This window comes from Hymenobacter ginkgonis (assembly GCF_009755225.1).
GTDB classification, from domain to species: domain Bacteria; phylum Bacteroidota; class Bacteroidia; order Cytophagales; family Hymenobacteraceae; genus Hymenobacter; species Hymenobacter ginkgonis.
The window spans coordinates 76,692-94,172 of the sequence record NZ_WQKZ01000010.1; the positions used below are offsets into that span (position 1 = coordinate 76,692).

Annotated in this window: 11 protein-coding genes and 1 pseudogene; 5 read left to right on the forward strand and 7 right to left on the reverse strand. The window is 59.0% G+C overall.

Annotated features, from left to right (window positions below; all coding sequences use genetic code 11):
* Window positions 1-35: 35 nt before the first annotated feature.
* Complete coding sequence (gene ggt / locus GO988_RS22860) at window positions 36-1,799, reverse strand: gamma-glutamyltransferase (protein WP_157569953.1); 1,764 nt, start codon at window positions 1,797-1,799, stop codon at window positions 36-38.
* A 73-nt stretch (window positions 1,800-1,872) separates the two neighbouring features.
* Between ggt and GO988_RS22865 the strand changes: the two genes are divergently transcribed.
* Window positions 1,873-3,933 carry an alpha amylase C-terminal domain-containing protein gene (locus GO988_RS22865; protein WP_157569954.1) on the forward strand — a complete coding sequence of 687 codons (2,061 nt, stop codon included), beginning with the start codon at window positions 1,873-1,875 and terminating at the stop codon, window positions 3,931-3,933.
* A 97-nt stretch (window positions 3,934-4,030) separates the two neighbouring features.
* Here GO988_RS22865 and GO988_RS22870 read toward each other — a convergent pair whose 3' ends face one another.
* Window positions 4,031-4,504, reverse strand: a complete 474-nt coding sequence (locus tag GO988_RS22870; RefSeq protein ID WP_157569955.1) for a YdeI/OmpD-associated family protein — start codon at window positions 4,502-4,504, stop codon at window positions 4,031-4,033.
* An 11-nt stretch (window positions 4,505-4,515) separates the two neighbouring features.
* The gene (locus GO988_RS22875) at window positions 4,516-6,018 is read right to left on the reverse strand and encodes a glycosyltransferase (RefSeq protein ID WP_157569956.1); all 1,503 of its coding nucleotides are present in this window, start codon (window positions 6,016-6,018) and stop codon (window positions 4,516-4,518) included.
* 222 nt (window positions 6,019-6,240) lie between these two features.
* Between GO988_RS22875 and GO988_RS22880 the strand changes: the two genes are divergently transcribed.
* The 3 genes from GO988_RS22880 to GO988_RS22890 all read left to right on the forward strand — a co-directional run bounded on the left by GO988_RS22880 (window position 6,241) and on the right by GO988_RS22890 (window position 11,178).
* Window positions 6,241-8,733, forward strand: coding sequence for a glycoside hydrolase family 31 protein (locus GO988_RS22880; RefSeq protein ID WP_157569957.1), 2,493 nt, complete (start codon window positions 6,241-6,243; stop codon window positions 8,731-8,733).
* Between the two features lie 190 nt (window positions 8,734-8,923).
* On the forward strand, window positions 8,924-9,907 hold the full coding sequence (locus GO988_RS22885) for a cation diffusion facilitator family transporter (protein WP_317164960.1): 984 nt from the start codon (window positions 8,924-8,926) through the stop codon (window positions 9,905-9,907).
* Window positions 9,908-9,936: 29 nt separating this feature from the next.
* A complete protein-coding gene (locus tag GO988_RS22890) occupies window positions 9,937-11,178 on the forward strand; it encodes a serine hydrolase (RefSeq protein ID WP_157569958.1) in 1,242 nt (413 codons plus the stop codon).
* Between the two features lie 117 nt (window positions 11,179-11,295).
* On the opposite strand, the gene GO988_RS22895 is transcribed toward GO988_RS22890, so the two are convergent.
* The 4 genes from GO988_RS22895 to GO988_RS22910 all read right to left on the reverse strand — a co-directional run bounded on the left by GO988_RS22895 (window position 11,296) and on the right by GO988_RS22910 (window position 15,553).
* Window positions 11,296-11,703 (reverse strand): GlcG/HbpS family heme-binding protein, encoded by a 408-nt coding sequence (locus GO988_RS22895; RefSeq protein ID WP_157569959.1) that lies wholly within the window; start codon window positions 11,701-11,703, stop codon window positions 11,296-11,298.
* A gap of 270 nt (window positions 11,704-11,973) precedes the next feature.
* Complete coding sequence (locus GO988_RS22900; RefSeq protein WP_157569970.1) at window positions 11,974-12,729, reverse strand: succinate dehydrogenase/fumarate reductase iron-sulfur subunit; 756 nt, start codon at window positions 12,727-12,729, stop codon at window positions 11,974-11,976.
* Between the two features lie 133 nt (window positions 12,730-12,862).
* The gene (locus GO988_RS22905; protein ID WP_157569960.1) at window positions 12,863-14,797 is read right to left on the reverse strand and encodes a fumarate reductase/succinate dehydrogenase flavoprotein subunit; all 1,935 of its coding nucleotides are present in this window, start codon (window positions 14,795-14,797) and stop codon (window positions 12,863-12,865) included.
* Window positions 14,798-14,815: 18 nt separating this feature from the next.
* Window positions 14,816-15,553, reverse strand: coding sequence for a succinate dehydrogenase cytochrome b subunit (locus tag GO988_RS22910; RefSeq protein ID WP_157569961.1), 738 nt, complete (start codon window positions 15,551-15,553; stop codon window positions 14,816-14,818).
* A 281-nt stretch (window positions 15,554-15,834) separates the two neighbouring features.
* Here GO988_RS22910 and GO988_RS22915 point away from each other — a divergent pair.
* Window positions 15,835-17,481 (forward strand): annotated as a pseudogene (locus tag GO988_RS22915) (hypothetical protein); the annotation flags it as partial.

Below are 17,481 nucleotides of genomic sequence, written 5' to 3' on the forward strand. Positions count from 1 at the left end.
AGCCTGACAAGCATTGTTGTGCAAATTTTAAAGATTTAGTACCCTACAGCTGTGTCGTCGCCCCTGGGGTCGGCGCCGCCTTCTAGCTGGCCGTTGGGTAGCACCCTAATAATGTCGAGCCGACCCCAAGAAGCGCGCGGTTTGGGGTTAAAACCCTTTTCCTGCAAGGTTTTTTCGGCTTCGGGGGTGAGCGCGCCGGCTTCTACATCCAGTTGGTCGGGCAGCCATTGGTGGTGCAGCCGTGGCGCTGACACGGCCTGCTCGGCATTGGCACCGTAATCGACTACCGATAAGATGGATTGCAACACGCTGGTAATTATGGTGCTACCCCCCGGCGAGCCGGTGACGAGCGCCAGCTTACCATTTTTCACGAGCAGCGTTGGGGTCATGCTGCTGAGCATGCGCTTGCCGGGCGCAATGGCGTTGGCTGCACCGCCTACCAAGCCATACATGTTGGGCACGCCAGCCTTCGAGCTGAAGTCATCCATCTCATTATTAAGCAAAAACCCGGCGCCAGCTACCACTACTTTGCTGCCATAGGCGCCGTTGAGCGTGGTCGTGCACGTCACGGCGTTGCCCTGCGCATCTACGATGCTGTAGTGCGTTGTTTGGTCGCTTTCGTAGCGCGGCAGGCCGGGGCCGGCCGTGATTTGGGCACTCGGCGTGGCCTGGCCATCGGTGCGAATAGATGTACTGCGCTGGCTATTGTAGCCTTTGGCTAGGAGTTGCGCCACAGGCACTTTTCCAAAATCAGGGTCACCGAGGTAGGTGGCGCGGTCGGCATAGGCCCGGCGCTCGGCTTCCGTGATGAGGGCCACGCCCGCCGGCGAGTGGTAGCCGAGCTGGCCCAAGTTGCTGGGTTCCAGCATTTGCAAGATTTGCAAAAGGGCTACCCCCCCGCTGCTAGGCGGGGGCATTGTGATGACGTCGTAGCCGCGGTAGGTGCCGTGCAGGGCGTCGCGCCATTTGGGCTGGTAGCCGTCGAGGTCTTGCTGGGTAATAAGACCCCCGCCTTTTTTCATTTCAGCCAGTAAAAATTCGGCGGTGCGGCCTTGGTAGAACCCCGCGCGCCCTTGGTCCTGGATGCGTTGGAGCGTAGCAGCCAGCTCGGGCTGCTTGAGGGTGTCGCCCTTTTGCCAGGGGGTAGGGCGTACAAATACGGGCGGGCTGCTGGGATTATACTTGGTAAAGTCGGCCTGCGTGCGGTTGAGGCCCGCCGCTTCTTTTGCAGTGAGGGCCACGCCCGCGCGGGCCAGGCGCACGGCAGGAGCTACCAGCTTGGCCCAGGGCAGTTTACCCAACTTTTTGTGCAAAGCTTCCATGCCTGCTACGGTGCCGGGCGTGCCCACGGCCAGCGGGCCAGCCGTGCTGCGGCCGGGCACTACGTTGCCCTGGGCATCGAGGTACATGTCGCGGCTGGCGCCGGCCGGGGCCGTTTCGCGGAAGTCGAGGGTACCGGCAGCGCCGTTTTGGCTGCGATAAACGATGAAGCCACCGCCACCTACGTTGCCAGCTACGGGCAGCACCACGGCCAAAGCAAACTGCACGGCAATAGCGGCATCGTAGGCGTTGCCGCCCTGCTGCATGATGTCGCGGCCAACTTTAGAAGCTTCGGGGTGAGCCGAAACCACCAGCGCGTGGTGTGCCACGACGGGGGTAGCGGCTGGGGGCAGCTGGTCAGCAGGAGGGGGGGTAGGGCGCGCCGCCGCCGGCCGGCCGGCCGGTTTTTGGCCCAGGGCCGGGCTAGCCAGCGCGGCCAACAGCAAAGCAGCCGAAGAAAAACGGAAAAAGGATTGCATAGCGCAAAGTAGGCACAAAGGCCGTGCTATCGGGCATTTGCCTACCTTTGAATGTCTCATTTTGCTCTTGCTTATGTCCACTGATTCGCCGACCGCTGCCGCCCCCGCCCCAACGCTCGTTCTCACCCAGGAGGACAGCTGGCTTCAGCCCTACGAACCCATCTTGCTGGCTCGCCAGCAACGCCTGGCCGACCGCCTGGCTGCCATCACCCAAGCCTATGGCTCGCTGGGCAAGTTTGCCACCGCGCACCAGCAGCTGGGGCTGCACTACGATGCCCGCCGCCGCGGCTACGTGGTACGCGAGTGGGCGCCCGGCGCCGAAGCGGTGAACCTGGTAGGGGATTTTAATTTTTGGAACCGAGCGGCCGACCCACTCCAAAAAAATGACGCTACCGGCGTGTGGGAGGCCTTTTTGCCCGACGATGCCAACGGCCGCCGCCCAGCCGCTGGCTCGCGCTACAAGCTGCACATCGTGGCCCACGGCCAAGGCAAGGACCGCCTACCCGCCTACCTGCGCCGCGCCGTGCAAGACGAGCACACCAAGGATTACTCGGCCCAGCTGTGGATGCCCGAAAACCCGTTCAAATGGACCGACCAAACCTTTCGCATTGCCAACGCTACTAAGGGCCAACCGCTTATTTATGAGGCACACGTAGGCATGGCGCAGGAGGAGGGTAGGGTAGGTACGTACCGCGAGTTTGCCGACTATATTTTGCCGCGCATTCAGGCCGATGGCTACAACTGCGTGCAGCTGATGGCCGTGCTCGAGCATCCGTATTACGGGTCGTTTGGCTACCACGTGGCCAATTTTTTCGCACCCAGCTCGCGTTTCGGCACGCCCGAAGATTTGAAATACCTCGTAAACGAAGCCCACAAACGTGGCCTCGTAGTGCTGCTCGATTTGGTGCACTCGCACGCCGTGAAGAACGAGGCTGAGGGCCTGGCCGATTTTGACGGCTCGGGCAATTTATATTTCCATAAAGGCGAGCGCGGCAACCACCCCGGCTGGGACAGCAAGCTATTCGACTACGGCCGGCCTGAGGTGCAGCAATTCTTGCTCAGCAACTTGCGCTACTGGCTCGAAGAATTTCACTTCGACGGCTTCCGCTTCGACGGTGTCACGTCGATGCTTTACCACCACCACGGCGAAGGCCACGCCTTTGGGGGCTACGACAGCTATTTTGGCCCGCAGGCCGACGACGACGCCATTCTGTACCTCATGCTGGCTACCACGCTGGTGCGCGAGCTCAAAAAATCTGCCTTGCTTATTGCCGAAGACATGAGTGGCCTACCTGGTTTGTGCCGCCCCATTGCCGAGGGGGGGGTAGGGTTTGACTACCGCCTGGGCATGGGCCTACCCGACTTCTGGATTAAAACGCTCAAGCACCAGCGCGACGAAGACTGGGACCTCGGCCAGCTCTGGCACCAGCTCGCTAACCGCCGCGCCGGCGAAAAAACCGTGGCCTACGCCGAAAGCCACGACCAAGCTTTGGTGGGCGATAAAACGCTGGCTCAGTGGCTGTATGGCGATGCCATTTACCAGCACATGGGCGTGCTCGACGGCGACCAGGGCGCTGCGCGCGCTACGGCCTTGCACAAGCTTATCCGGCTGGTTACGCTGAGTGCGGGCGGCGAGGCCTACCTCAATTTTATGGGCAATGAGTTTGGCCACCCCGAGTGGATTGATTTCCCGCGGGCCGGCAACGACTGGAGCTACCACTATGCCCGCCGCCAATGGAGCTTGGCCGATAACCCTGATTTGCGCTACAACCAGCTGCTGGCCTTCGACCAGGCCATGTTAGGCCTGGCCCGCGAGCGGCAGCTGCTCGCTAAGGGCCCCGCCCAGCTGCTCAATATCGACTACGGCAACAGAATAATGGTTTTTGAGCGCGCCGGATTGGTATTTGTGTTCAGCTTCAACGTAAGCGAAAGCTTCTTCGACTACGGTATTCCGGTGCCTGTTATTGGGCGCTACCGCCTGGTGCTCAACTCCGACCGCAGCGAGTTTGGCGGCTTCACCCGGCTCGACGAAACGGTGATATACGACACGCTTGGTGGGGGCGGCACGGCCGAAGCGCCCCGCCTGCGCCTCTACGTGCCCAACCGAGTGGCCTTAGTGCTGGCCCGGGCCTAGGGGGTAGGGTAAGCAGAAGATATAAAAGTAAAGGCCGGCCGCATGTTGCGGCCGGCCTTTACTTTTATACTTGCTGGGTGAGGCGCTTGCTGCAGCACTACTCGCGCTTGCGGCCCACGCTGAGGCGGTACACTGTTTCGGTGAGACGCTTGCCACGCATGACCGGGTTTTTGGCGCCCTTGAGGTAGCGCACGTAGGCGCGCTGCTCGAGCTTGGTCAGGGTTTTGAAAAAAGCCATTGCAGCCGGCGTCTCGGCCAAGCCAGCGGCTAGGTCTTCGGGCAGCGTAACTACGCGTTCGCTAAGGTCTTGGCGCAGCGCTACCCGCAGTATATCGCCCACGGTTTTACCCACGGCGCGGCGCACCTCGCGGGGCACCACCAGGGCGTGGTAGCCTTCGCCGATTGGGAGCAACTCGCCCTGGTAGGGGAAGCCGTCGATGGTAGTTTGCACCAATAGCTCGTCTTTGGTGCCATACAACTCATCTACCGAAAAGGGCGCTACCACAAATACGTCGCCGTTGCTAGGGTCAGCTTCGAGCACTGCCTCAAACTCTTGTTCAAATTCCGTCATCGGCCGTAAAATTAACCCTGATTAGTTGTTGAGCGCACCAGGGCGGTGGCCACTGCCTGCGCGATGGCCTCGATGTCGGCGGCGGGCACAGTGCGCACGGTTGCGGCGGGTAGGCTCAGGTCGTGGCGCAGGCGCAGGGCCAGGGCCGGCGTTTCGGTCAGAATTAAGTCGGCGCGGTGCAGGGCTTGGCGTTGAAGCTCGGCCTGCCAGCCGGTGGCCGTCTCCACCGAGTCGTCGGCCGCGGCCGCCAGCGTACTCACGTGTAGCACTAGCGGCCGGCCGGTGCGCTGGCGCAGTTCTTGGGCGGCCAACCAAGTGGGCCAAGCCGGCGCATAAATAGTTGCAAACTCCGTATCGGCTAGTGCAAGCGGCACTGCAAAGCGCGCATACTGAATGACTTGAAAGTTTAAATTAGGTGCCTCAAAAACGTTGGCCCCTGTCCGCAAGGCCGGGTATTCAGGCGCTGATACTGGCGGTGCTGTGTGGGTTGCGGCAGGTTCTTCCGCGTTCGGAGCAGCTGTGCCCTCCGCGACGGGCTGTTGCAAGGCAGCCAGGGCTTCGGGCCAGCCCGCCTGCTCGGGCGCAAAATCGGGCGCTACGGGTTCACCAGGTTCGGCCTCCGGCAATGAATTAGTGGGCTCGGGCGGCAGCGCAGTCGCTAGGGCCAGCGGCAAGTCATCCGCCTCCAAACCACCGCTTTCCTCTGCGAGGTCGCTCACCAAATAAGTTGGGGGTAGGGCAGCGGCAGGTACGGGCTGTCCAGATGGCATGGCTGACACAGTAGCTGAAAGCGGAGCCACCGAACCAGACCCTAGTGCGGTTTCCTCCACAAAAGCGAGCGTCTGAATGGCGGCAACATCAGGAGTATGCAGCAACTGGCTTTCTGGAGTAAGACTTTCAGTAGCAATCGCTTCGCTACCTATATATGGCGCAGCTGGCGCGGCTGCCAGCCCCGTCCAGATGGTAGGGGGTAGGGCTAGGCCGGCCTGCGCTGCCAGGGCAGGTAAGCTGAAGTTGCTCAGGCGCAGCACCCGCACGGCCGTCCACACCGGAGGAGGCAGGGTACTTGGGCTAGCTGCTGCCGCATCAATTGGGCGCCCGGCCGGTGGCTGCGCTGCTACGAGGGGGATAGGTGCCGCCGTAGCTACTGCTGCGGGGGCCGCGGCTGGCACCGGAGCAAGCAACTCATCTGCCGTAGCTACCGCGGCAAGTGGCTCTGTGGTAGGCGCAGCCGTGGCCGACGCAGCTGTTGGAGTAGGTGCTGCTTCAACCAAAACTGGAGCCTCGGGCGCACTCAGGGGGGTAGGGGCCAGCCACTCGGGTGCGGCCGCGAGCGGCAAGAATTCTTCCTGCGAGGGCTCGGTGTTGCCGGCGCCGCCGCTGGGCACTACCACCACCACCGAATCGACGACGGGGGCCGGCGCGGCGGTGGCATCGACGAGGGCCCGCACGGCGGGGGTAGTTTCGTCCCAGGCCAAAACCAGGATAGCAACGGAGGTGGCGGGCAAACTCATGAGCGGCAGATGGGCCTGCGAATAACGGTGCTACGGGGTGCACATCGGCGGCTCGGCTATTAAAAGCAATCGTTTGGCCGGGTAGTTCACCTTTTCAGCTTTAGGCCGCCGCCTGATGACGACCATGAAACTTATCTTGCAAGCTTAACCAGGCTTATACTCGCTGCCAGCTTAGCTAGCAGCCTTTGCTACTCCGTTTTTATTCGCGCGTCTACTTTTATTATGGCTAATTCGGCAATTCAGGAAAATAATTACATGCTTAATGACCTGGCGTCGCAAGCCCGCCAGGAACACTTACCGGGCCCCGTGCAGCGGGCCGAGCAAACCAACGACCACCTCTTCACTTTCGTTACTGAAAATGGCACGCAGTTGTTGCTGCACGTGCTCAGCGACAAGATTTTGCGCTTTCGCTACCTCACGCCAGGTAGCTCGGCCGAGCCCGATTTTAGCTACGCCGTGCCCGACCCAGCCACCGAACACATCGTCCTGCCCGCGGCAGTTACGTTCTTAGAATTCAAGGAAAAAGCTGACCACTATCGCCTCACTACGGGCCGGCTTATCTGCATTGTGTGGAAGGATTCGCTGCGCACCCGTGTGCTCGACCGCTCGGGCAATATTTTGAGTGCCGACGAGAAAGGTTTTCACTGGCACCATAACGACGAAACCGGCAACGACGTCGTAAAAATGAGCCAGCAGGTGCCCAGCGGCGTGTGTTACTACGGCCTCGGCGACAAGCCCGCTAATATGAACTTGCGCGGCCAGCGCTTCCTCAACTGGGGCTCCGACACCTACGGCTACATGAAGGGCTCGGACCCGCTGTACAAGAACATCCCGTTTTTTCATGTGCTGCAGCAGCGCATTGCGCACGGTATTTTCTTTGATAATACCTTCAAGGCGTTCTTCGATTTTGCCGCCGAGCGGGCCGACGTTACCAGCTTTTGGGCAGAGGGCGGCGAGATGAATTACTATTTTATCTACGGCCCTACCCTGCTGGAAGTCACGGAGGAGTACACCCGCCTCACGTGCCCGCCCGACCTACCCCCCCTCTGGACGCTGGGCTACCACCAGTGCAAATGGAGCTACTTCCCCGAGGGCAACGTGAAGGCCATTGCACAGGGCCTGCGCGAGCGCCGCATTCCGTGCGATGCGATTTACCTCGACATCGACTACATGGATGGCTACCGCTGCTTTACCTGGCACCCGCAGCACTTTCCCGAGCCCAAGCGCATGGTGCAAGAATTGGCGCAGGATGGCTTTAAAACAGTGGTTATCATCGACCCCGGCATCAAGATTGACCCCGATTATTCGGTGTACCAAGAGGGGCTTAAGAATGATTTCTTCTGCCGCCGCGCCGATGGCCCGCTGATGCGCGGCTCGGTGTGGCCCGGCCAGTGCAACTTCCCCGACTATACCCGGCCGCAGGTGCGCGAGTGGTGGGCAGGCCTGTTTGAGGGCCTGATTAAGGAGGTGGGCGTGCGTGGCGTGTGGAACGACATGAACGAGCCCGCAGTATTCGAGAAAGGCACGTTTCCCGACGATGTGCGCTTCGACTACGACGGCCAGCCCTGCTCGCACAAAAAAGCGCACAACATTTACGGCATGCAGATGGCCCGCGCCACCAACGAAGGCGTGAAGCGTTTCAGCTACCCCGACCGCCCCTTTACCATCACGCGCAGCACCTATGCGGGCGGCCAGCGCTACTCGTCGGGCTGGACCGGCGATAACATTGCCAGTTGGGACCACCTGTGGCTGGCTAATATTCAGTGCCAGCGCTTGAGCATTAGCGGCTTCAGCTTTATTGGTTCGGATATCGGCGGCTTTATCGACACGCCCGACGGCGAGCTGTACTCGCGGTGGATTGCACTTGGCGCGTTCCATCCGTTCTTCCGCACCCACAGCTCGGGCGACCACGGCGACCAGGAGCCCTGGAGCTTTGGCGAGCCTTTTACGAGCTTGGCGCGGCACTTCATCGAGCTGCGCTACCAGCTGCTGCCCTACATGTACACCGCGTTTTGGCAGTACAGCACCAAAGGCACGCCCATGCTGCGGCCGCTCACGTTTCTCGACCAAAACGACCCCGAAACCTACCTGCGCATGGCCGAGTTTGCGCTCGGCGATAACCTGCTGGTCTGTCCCATTACCCAGGCCGGCGCCGATGGCCGCTGGATGTACCTGCCCCGCGGCGACTGGTACTACTACTGGACCGACGAAGCCCGGACGGGCGGCGCCGAGGTGTGGGCCTCGGCCGACCTCACGCGCATTCCGCTATTTGTGCGGGCTGGCGCCGTCGTAACGATGCAGCCCGTGATGCAGTACGTAGGCGAAAAAGTAGTGGAAGAGCTAACCCTGCACGTGTACTACAAAAACGGCACCGCCGACAGTGTGCACTACGACGACGGCGGCGAGGGGTATAACTACCAGCAAGGCCAGCAAACCACCCGCCGCTTCACCGTGGCCGGCGATGCTACTTCGCTCACTATCAGCCAAAAGATTGAGGGTGTCTACCAGCCCAGCTACGGCACCTACCGCGTAGTGCTGCACGGCTTGCCTACCCCCCTCCAAACCGCCCACGTCGATGGCCAGTCCGCGGCTCTCGGCGCCTACCCCGCCACCGAAACTACCGTAGCGGCCCCGGCCGTAGTAGTGGGGGTAGGGTTTGGGGAACTGAAAATAGCGTTATCAGCGCTCGAAGCTGAAATATTGGTGAAGGCCTAAGAAAGCCGCCCGCCAATATCCAAAAAGCGCCCTGGTTCACACTAGGGCGCTTTTTTAATGACCCAATGCTCTGCGTCGGCTAGACTTTGGCGCGGCATTATTCACAGGTGCTCGTAGCCTTACGCCCGGCTAGCGCGTACTATCGACCGCAGTACTTATTCTTACCCCTGCCTCCGAAGCCCTCGTATTCGTGCCTGATACCGACGCGCCCCAATCCAAAACCGCCATTGTGGCCGCACTGGCGGCCAACCTGGCCATTGCTACAATTAAGTTTGTGGCGGCGTGGTTCACGGGCAGCTCGGCCATGCTATCGGAGGGCATTCATTCGCTCGTCGATACGGCCAATGAGTGGCTGCTGCTACTGGGGCTGCGCGCCAGCAAGCAGCCGGCCACCGCGCACCGGCCCTTCGGCTACGGCCGCGAACTATACTTCTGGGCCTTTATGGTGGCCGTGTTCATCTTTGCCATTGGCGGCGGCCTTTCGCTGTACGAGGGCTACGAGCACCTGAACCACCCCGCGCCCCTCGGCGACCCTACCTGGAACTACGTGGTGCTGGGCCTGGCTTTCTGCTTCGATGGTGCTTCGTTTTTGGTGGCACGCCGCACCTTCAATGCCCAGCGTGGCAAGCAGCCATTTTGGGCGGCTTTCCGCGCTAGCAAAGACCCGTCGGTTTTTGTAGTGCTCTTCGAGGATGCCTCCGATTTGCTGGGGCTGCTCATCGCTTTTTTGGGCGTTTTCCTCAGCCATTGGCTTCATAAACCGGTGCTCGATGGCGTGGCCTCCATCCTCATCGGCGGGCTGCTGTTGGTAGTGGCGGTGTTGCTGCTGCGCGAAACCAAAAGCCTGCTGCTAGGCGAGCCCGCTGAGTTGAAACTGCTTCAGCAAGTGACGGACCTAGCGTGCAACGAGCCCGATATTGTGTATACTGCTCCGCCACTTTCGTCGTACCTCAGCCCCCACGAAATACTAGTGGTGCTGCCCGTCGAGTTTGCGCCCGCGTTGCCCGCGGCTCAGCTTACGCAGGTGGTTGCGCGGTTGCGCGCGGCTATCCGGGCCGCTCACCCAGATGTGCGGCACATCTTTATCCAGCCAACTACGCGGGCGGAGTTGCAGCAGAAAGAACTAGAAAATGCCGCCGCAAAGCTGGCCGCTGAGCCGGCTAAAAAGCATTAGCACTAAACTCAACTGAGTATTTTGCTGCCATGAACGCCAGGAAATATAGGCTTGCGGCCGCTGTGTTTTGGCTGGGTACTGGCGCGGCGCGGGCGCAGCCTCACTTGCCACGCCACCTGCTACCCCCTTCCGCCGATACCACCGGGCTAAACCGCGTATTGGCGCGGCCTGGGTATTATCACTTGCAAATTAGTTTAGTACAGGTGCGGCGCGATGCGCGAGGCCTGCCTCATCTCAGCCAACCCATTACCTACCGGCTGCGGCCCCGCGCTTATTTCTACCCGGCTAGTGCCGTGAAGCTGGCCGCAGCTGCCTTAGCGCTCGAAAAACTGCATCGCCTGCCGCCTACCCTCTCGCTCACTGCCGACTTGCCCATGCGCACCGACTCGGCTTTTGCGGGCCAAACCCGCGCGTGGCGCGACACCAGCGCCGCCACGGGCCGGCCCAGTATCGGCCACTACTTGCGCAAGGCCTTGTTGGTGAGCGATAACGATGCGTACAACCGTCTCTATGAGTTCGTAGGTCCGCAGGAATTGAACGCTGGGCTGCGCCGTCTGGGTTTACGCCGCGCCCGGCTGGTGCATCGCTTAGCCGTGGGCGACCAAGCGCCCGGCACGCGCCACACCAATCCCATCCGGTTTTTTGCCGACACAGCGGGTCGGCAGCTTCTGTATACCCAGCCAGCGGCTTACTGGGCTGGGCCACTACCCCCAGCACGGGTGCGCGCCGCTAGCTTGCACGTGGGGCAGGCCTACGTGGATGCGCAGAACCAGCGCGTGCCCCAGCCGCTCGACCTCAGCCAGAAAAATGTATTTGCCCTGCGCGATTTGCAGCGTATGCTGCAAGCTGTAGTGCTGCCCGAATCCCTACCCCCTCGCCACCGCCTGCACCTAACGGCCGCCGACTATGCACGCCTGCGCGAGGCACTTAGCCAAACGCCCGCCCAAAGCCAGTCGCCGCGCTACGACTCGCTGCACTATCCCGCTACCTATGCCAAGTTCTTGCTGGGCGGCGGGGGCCAGGGCCGCTTGCCGCCGGGTGTGCAAGTATTCAACAAAATCGGGCAAGCCTACGGCTTCTTACTTGATAATGCCTACGTGCTGGACGCCGCGCACGGCGTCGAGTTTTTTCTTGCTGCTACCCTCTACGTCAACGCCGACGGCGTACTCAACGATGATAAGTATGAGTACGATACCATAGGCTTGCCCTTTCTGCGGGCACTGGGCCTGCGGGTATACGAGGCAGAGTGTCGGCGCCGGTTGAGTCGGTAAGACGGTGCTAGAATTAACAGCGGGTAGGGGAGGTCCTACTCTTATTTTCCTGTTGGGTCCCTAAAAAAGCCGTCCTATCTATTCGGACGGCTTTTTTAGGGACCCAACAGGAAAATACTACTGGCCCGCTACTGCCTGGCGGCCCGCCTCAGCTACCTCATGGTCATCTTCTACAGTGCTGCCTGATACGCCGATGGCGCCGATTATTGTGCCGCTGCCATCCTTAATAGGAATGCCGCCGGGGAAGGTGATGAGGCCGCCGTTGGAATGTTCGATGTTGTAGAGCGGGCCGCCGGGTTGCGAAGCTTTGCCCAAATCACCGGTGGGCATATCGAAGAAGCGCGCCGTTTTGGCCTTCTTAATGGAGATGTCGAGCGAGCCAAGCCACGCGTCGTCCATGCGGGCGAATGCCGTGAGGTTGGCACCGGCATCAACCACCGCGATATTCATTTTTACGCCCATAGCTAGGGCTTTTTGGTGAGCTGCCTGCACAGCTTTTTGAGCTTGTTCGAGTGTAATACCCATGGGAGGGAAAGGGATTAGGTGGAAATGAAAATAACTGCTTTATCGCTAAACTCCTTTTTTGCCATGAAGTTGACTGTTAAAGTCTGCCTGCGCTACTAAATGCTACTGCTACAAGCCACTAGGCTGCCTACCCCTCTCTTGCTAGGGCAGGGGTAGGCAGCTTCATATCAGCACCTTGGCCGTAGCAAACTGTGGACTTATGCCAGTGCATAAAAAAAGGCGCGGCAGAGGTACTGCCGCGCCTTTTTACGCAATTGGTAAGCAAAGAAATTACGCCAAATTGTTGGAAGCCGCTTTTGCAACCAAGAACTCGCGATTCAGAATGGCTATATTTTCAAGCGAGATACCTACTGGGCACTCGGCAGCGCACGAACCAATGTTTGAGCAAGCACCGAAGCCTTCAATATCCATCTGAGCCACCATGTTCTCCACGCGGGTTTTGGCTTCTACCTGCCCTTGGGGCAGCAAGGCCAACTGCGATACTTTAGCGCTCACGAAGAGCATAGCCGAGGCGTTTTTGCAAGCCGCTACGCAGGCACCACAACCGATGCAAGTAGCAGCCTCGAAAGCGCGGTCGGCAATATCCTTCGGAATAGGAATCTCATTGCCATCGGGTGCGCCGCCGGTGTTCACACTCACGTAGCCGCCCGCCTGAATGATGCGGTCGAACGCCGAGCGGTCAACACTCAAGTCTTTATTTACCGGGAAGGCGTTTGCGCGCCAAGGCTCGATGGTGATGGTATCACCGTCCGAAAACTTGCGCATGTGCAGCTGGCACGTGGTAGTGCCTTTCTCCGGGCCGTGCGAGCGGCCGTTGATAAACAAGTCGCACGAGCCACAAATGCCTTCGCGGCAATCGTGGTCGAAGGCTACCGGGTCCTGGCTTTTGTGCAGCAAGTCCTCATTCAGCACATCAAGCATTTCCAGAAAAGACATGTCGGGCGAAATGTCTTTCACATCGTACTCCACAATGCGGCCTTCGGTCTGGCGATTGGGCTGCCGCCACACGCGCAGCTTGAGGTTCATTGGTTTAGCGTTGGGGTTACTACCGGCCATATCAGTTGAATTAAAAATCAGGAAGTAGAAATCATGAGTTAGCGGGCCATAAGAAGGGTACTAAAGCTCAATTTCTACTTCCTAATTCATAACTTTTAATTAGTTATTTGTAGCTGCGCTGCGTGAGTTTTACGTTCTCGAACACCAAATCTTCCTTGTTGAGGCGCTCGGGCTGGTTGTCGCCCATGTATTCCCAAGCGGCTACGTAGGCGTAGTGGTCGTCATCGCGCAGGGCCTCACCTTCAGGAGTTTGGTATTCTTCGCGGAAGTGGCCACCGCAGCTTTCGTTGCGGTCGAGGGCATCGTCTACCATCAATTCGCCAAGCTCGAGGAAGTCAGCCACGCGGCCAGCTTTCTCCAAAGCCTGGTTCATCTCCTCCCCAGTGCCTACCACCTTCACATCTTGCCAGAACTCGCGGCGGAGCTTCTGGATTTCTGCTTTGGCGTGCTTTAAGCCTTCGGCATTGCGAGCCATGCCGCAATACTCCCACATTACATGGCCCAGCGCCTTGTGGAACTCGTCCGGCGTGCGGTTGCCGTTAATGCTGAGCAATTGCTCGGTGCGGGCTTGTACTCCAGCTTTCGCCTCCGCAAAAGCCGGGTGGTCGGTATTGACGGGGGTAGGAGCCGTTTGGGCCAGGTAGTCGCCAATGGTATACGGAATCACGAAGTAGCCATCGGCCAAGCCCTGCATGAGAGCCGAAGCGCCGAGGCGGTTAGCGCCGTGGTCCGAGAAGTTGCACTCGCCCGCAGCGTAGAGGCCGGGGATGGTTGTTTGCAAGTTGTAGTCAACCCACAGGCCGCCCATGGTGTAGTGCACCGCCGGGTAAATGCGCATAGGCAATTCGTATGGATTCTCGTCGGTAATTTTCTCGTACATCTCAAACAGGTTGCCATATTTCTGGCTCACTGCTTCGGCGCTGGTGCGCTTAATGATGTCGGCAAAGTCAAGGTATACGGCTAGGCCCGAAGACCCTACCCCCCGTCCTTCGTCGCACATCTGCTTGGCATTGCGCGAGGCTACGTCGCGGGGTACGAGGTTACCAAAAGCGGGATACTTGCGCTCTAGGAAGTAGTCGCGGTCCTCTTCTTTGATGTCTTGTACTTTGATTTCGCCTTTGCGCAAGCGCTCGGCGGTTTCCTTGGTCTTCGGCACCCAAACGCGGCCATCGTTGCGCAGCGACTCCGACATCAGCGTAAGCTTCGACTGGTAGTCGCCCGATACCGGGATGCAGGTCGGGTGAATCTGCGTAAAGCACGGATTGGCAAAGTAGGCGCCTTTCTTGTGCGCACGCCAAGGAGCCGTCACGTTGCAATACTTCGCGTTGGTGCTGAGGTAAAACACGTTGCCGTAGCCACCCGTAGCTAGCACCACCGCATGAGCCGCGTGGGTCTGCACTTCGCCCGTAATGAGGTTGCGCGTGATGATGCCGCGGGCCTTACCGTCCACTACTACCACATCGAGCATTTCCGAGCGGGTATACATCTTCACTTTGCCGTAGGCAATTTGCCGGCTCAGGGCCGAATAGGCACCTAGTAGCAACTGCTGTCCGGTTTGACCGCGGGCGTAGAACGTGCGGCTTACTTGCGCGCCACCAAACGAGCGGTTAGCAAGGAGTCCACCGTATTCGCGGGCGAAGGGTACGCCCTGCGCCACGCACTGGTCGATAATATTGACCGATACCTGCGCCAAGCGGTACACGTTGGCTTCGCGGGCGCGGTAGTCGCCACCCTTGATGGTGTCGTAGAACAGGCGGAAAACAGAGTCACCGTCGTTCTGGTAGTTTTTGGCAGCGTTAATGCCGCCTTGCGCCGCAATAGAGTGCGCGCGGCGGGGCGAATCGTGGTAGGTAAACGCCTTCACGTTATACCCCAACTCGGCCAGAGAAGCGGCTGCCGCAGCACCCGCTAGCCCTGTGCCCACCACAATCACGTCGTATTTACGCTTGTTGGCGGGGTTAACGAGCTTAACGTTGAACTTATGCTTGTCCCACTTTTCGGCCAGGGGGCCTTCGGGCGCTTTGGAGTTCAGAACCATAGAGGGGTGGGCTATACGTTAGTTGAAAGCGAGCGTCAAATGCTGCAACGTCACGGCTACCCCATCTTTTAAGGCGCCCTGGTCGTTGGTAAACAAGTAGAAATACAGCGGCATCGAAGCGAAGCCGGCCGAAACTAGGACAGCAAAGGCGTAGCCAAAGTTCTTAATCAAGGGCATGTATTTGCGGTGGTTCAGGCCCAAGGTTTGGAAGCCTGAGCGGAAGCCGTGCCACAGGTGGTAGCCCAAGCTAGCCTGCGCCGCCACGTAAAGGATAACGTACCACAGCTGGTGAAACGATGTTACCACCACCTTATACAGGTTATCGTTGTGGTTAATGTCGGGGTCGGGCGTACCGAAGCGCGCGCGCCAAAAGAAGTTGTAGAGGTGCACAATCAGGAACACCAAAATGATGGAACCCAAGATGCCCATATTGCGCGAGGTCCACTCCGAATTTTGCTTGGCTTCCCATTGGTCATAGCCGTGTGGGCGCGCTTTCTTATTGCGCTGCGTCAGCACCAAAGCTTCGTAGATGTGAAAGCCAAAACCCAATACCAAACCCCACTCGATAGTGCGGATAATGGGGTTGTGGCCCATAAAGTGCGAGTAGGTATTGAATGCTACCCCATCGTCGTGGGAGAAAAGTTGGAAGTTACCCACCAGGTGCACTACCAGAAATGAGCAAAGGAACAAGCCCGTCAAGGACATGATAATCTTGCGCCCAATGCTGCTAGTAAAGGTTTTTGTAAACCAATTCATAAATTTATCAACCGGGAAAAGGTCGTTTTGTGCTGCCCAAAGGTAGGGCCGGATGGACGCCTTCCCAAAAAGGGCGCGCGACATACGCGCTATTTAGAATGATTAAACGAGCAGTCGATTTTTCTGGCGCGCAGCGGTGAATCAATATGCCGCTAAGGCCGTTAACCAAACCACTGCTCGCACTTTAGCCAACCACTGATAGGAGGATATTGTTGCTGGCTTAGCCAACGTCAGCTCTGGTGAGTACTTTAGGGGTAATAAGCTGTATTTTACCGTCAACTATGCGATTTTTTTTCTCTCTCTTGGGGGCGCACCGGCGTGGTGCCTGGGTCGTGGGCTTGCTGCTATTGGCAATAGGCTGGGTGCGGCCTGAGGTAGCGCACGCCTCGCACATCCGGGCCGGTGATATCCAAGCCAAGGTGGATACTATTACGGGTAACCCCAACCACATCTATTTCAAGCTGACGCTGTACCGGGATATTAATGGAGTAGACCAGCCCGATGTCACTATTTACTATGGCGATGGCACCCGGCAAGATGGTATTCCGAAGGCCCAAACCACGCGCATTGCCTCGGCCGAGACGGACATATTTACCTACTACTTCGACCACACTTATTCGGGCGCGGGTAGGTACCAGGTGAGTTTTGTGGGCGAAAACCGCAACGCCAACGTGGTGAACATGTCCAACTCGAGTGGGCAGACATTTTATATCGGTACCAGTGTTACCATCAACCCCGCTTATGGGCGCAACCGCTCACCGGTACTGCGAGCGCCTGCCATCGACCGTGCTGCCGTAGGGCAGGTGTTTTTGCACAATCCGGCGGCTTACGATGCCGATGGCGACTCGCTGGCATTTCGGCTGCGTACCAGCCAGCAGGTGGTGGGCGGCACCAATACGGCTAATACAAACAATACGCCTTCCCCAGTAACCTGCACTAATTACGTATACCCCAACGACCCCAGCATTTTGCCCAAGGCTGTGCAAGTGGCGTATGGTGGCGTACCTGCTGGCCAGCCCGGCCAAGATGCCATTATTGTGCAGGACCCGCAAACCGGCCAGATTACCTGGAACGCTCCGAGCCGAGCGGGTCTTTACAACATCGCGTTTGTGGTAGAAGAATGGCGCCGCACGGCTAATGGCCGTATCATGATTGGCACGGTTATCCGCGATATGCAGATTATCGTGACGGGTACCAAAAACCTGCCGCCTACCCTCACGGTGCCGCCCGATGTGTGCGTGGTGGCTAATACACCGGTAACGCTCAACGTATCGGCTACTGACAACGCCAATAGTACTTCCGACCCGGCTACCAACGTCACGCTGTTTGCTTACAGCGGTACCATTCCGCCGGCTACGTTCAACCAGACTAATACGGGCACCACAGTAAACGGTGTTTATCGCTGGACGCCCGATTGCAGTCGAGTGTCTAACCAGCCTTACCTGGTGGTATTTAAGGCGCAGGATAGCCCTACTGCGGCGAGTGGTTCGCCAATTTTGATTGATGAAAAAACGGTGCGCATTACGGTAGTAGGGCCGCCCCCGCAGAACGTACGTGCCGTGCCTAGCTCCTCGGCGCGGGGCTTGGTGAGTCTCGTTACCTGGAGCAATTATACCTGCACCAACGCCAGCCAACTGCTCATTTTCCGTCGCGAAGGGTGCTACGCCTACACGCCGGGGCCCTGCGATACGGGCCTGCCCGCCAGCGCGGGCTACGTGCAGGTAGGGTCGGTGCCAGCTACGGCTACGTCGTTTACAGATGACAACGCTGGTGCGGGCCTTACGCGTGGCAAAACGTACAGCTACCGCATATATGCTGTATTCCCGTTGCCCGCAGGCGGCGCTAGCATCGTGTCGAACGAAAGCTGCATCACGTTTAGCGGGCGTTCGGCGCGGCTCACGAATGTGGACGTGAACACCACGAGCGCG

Coding starts and splice junctions, on each gene's coding strand:
- GO988_RS22895 (WP_157569959.1), bottom strand. CDS start 11,703: ATGGGTATTACACTCGAACAAGCTCAAAAAGCTGTGCAGGCAGCTCAC.
- GO988_RS22905 (WP_157569960.1), bottom strand. CDS start 14,797: ATGGTTCTGAACTCCAAAGCGCCCGAAGGCCCCCTGGCCGAAAAGTGG.
- GO988_RS22865 (WP_157569954.1), top strand. CDS start 1,873: ATGTCCACTGATTCGCCGACCGCTGCCGCCCCCGCCCCAACGCTCGTT.
- GO988_RS22875 (WP_157569956.1), bottom strand. CDS start 6,018: ATGAGTTTGCCCGCCACCTCCGTTGCTATCCTGGTTTTGGCCTGGGAC.
- GO988_RS22870 (WP_157569955.1), bottom strand. CDS start 4,504: ATGACGGAATTTGAACAAGAGTTTGAGGCAGTGCTCGAAGCTGACCCT.
- GO988_RS22910 (WP_157569961.1), bottom strand. CDS start 15,553: ATGAATTGGTTTACAAAAACCTTTACTAGCAGCATTGGGCGCAAGATT.
- GO988_RS22890 (WP_157569958.1), top strand. CDS start 9,937: ATGAACGCCAGGAAATATAGGCTTGCGGCCGCTGTGTTTTGGCTGGGT.
- GO988_RS22880 (WP_157569957.1), top strand. CDS start 6,241: ATGGCTAATTCGGCAATTCAGGAAAATAATTACATGCTTAATGACCTG.
- GO988_RS22900 (WP_157569970.1), bottom strand. CDS start 12,729: ATGAACCTCAAGCTGCGCGTGTGGCGGCAGCCCAATCGCCAGACCGAA.
- ggt (WP_157569953.1), bottom strand. CDS start 1,799: ATGCAATCCTTTTTCCGTTTTTCTTCGGCTGCTTTGCTGTTGGCCGCG.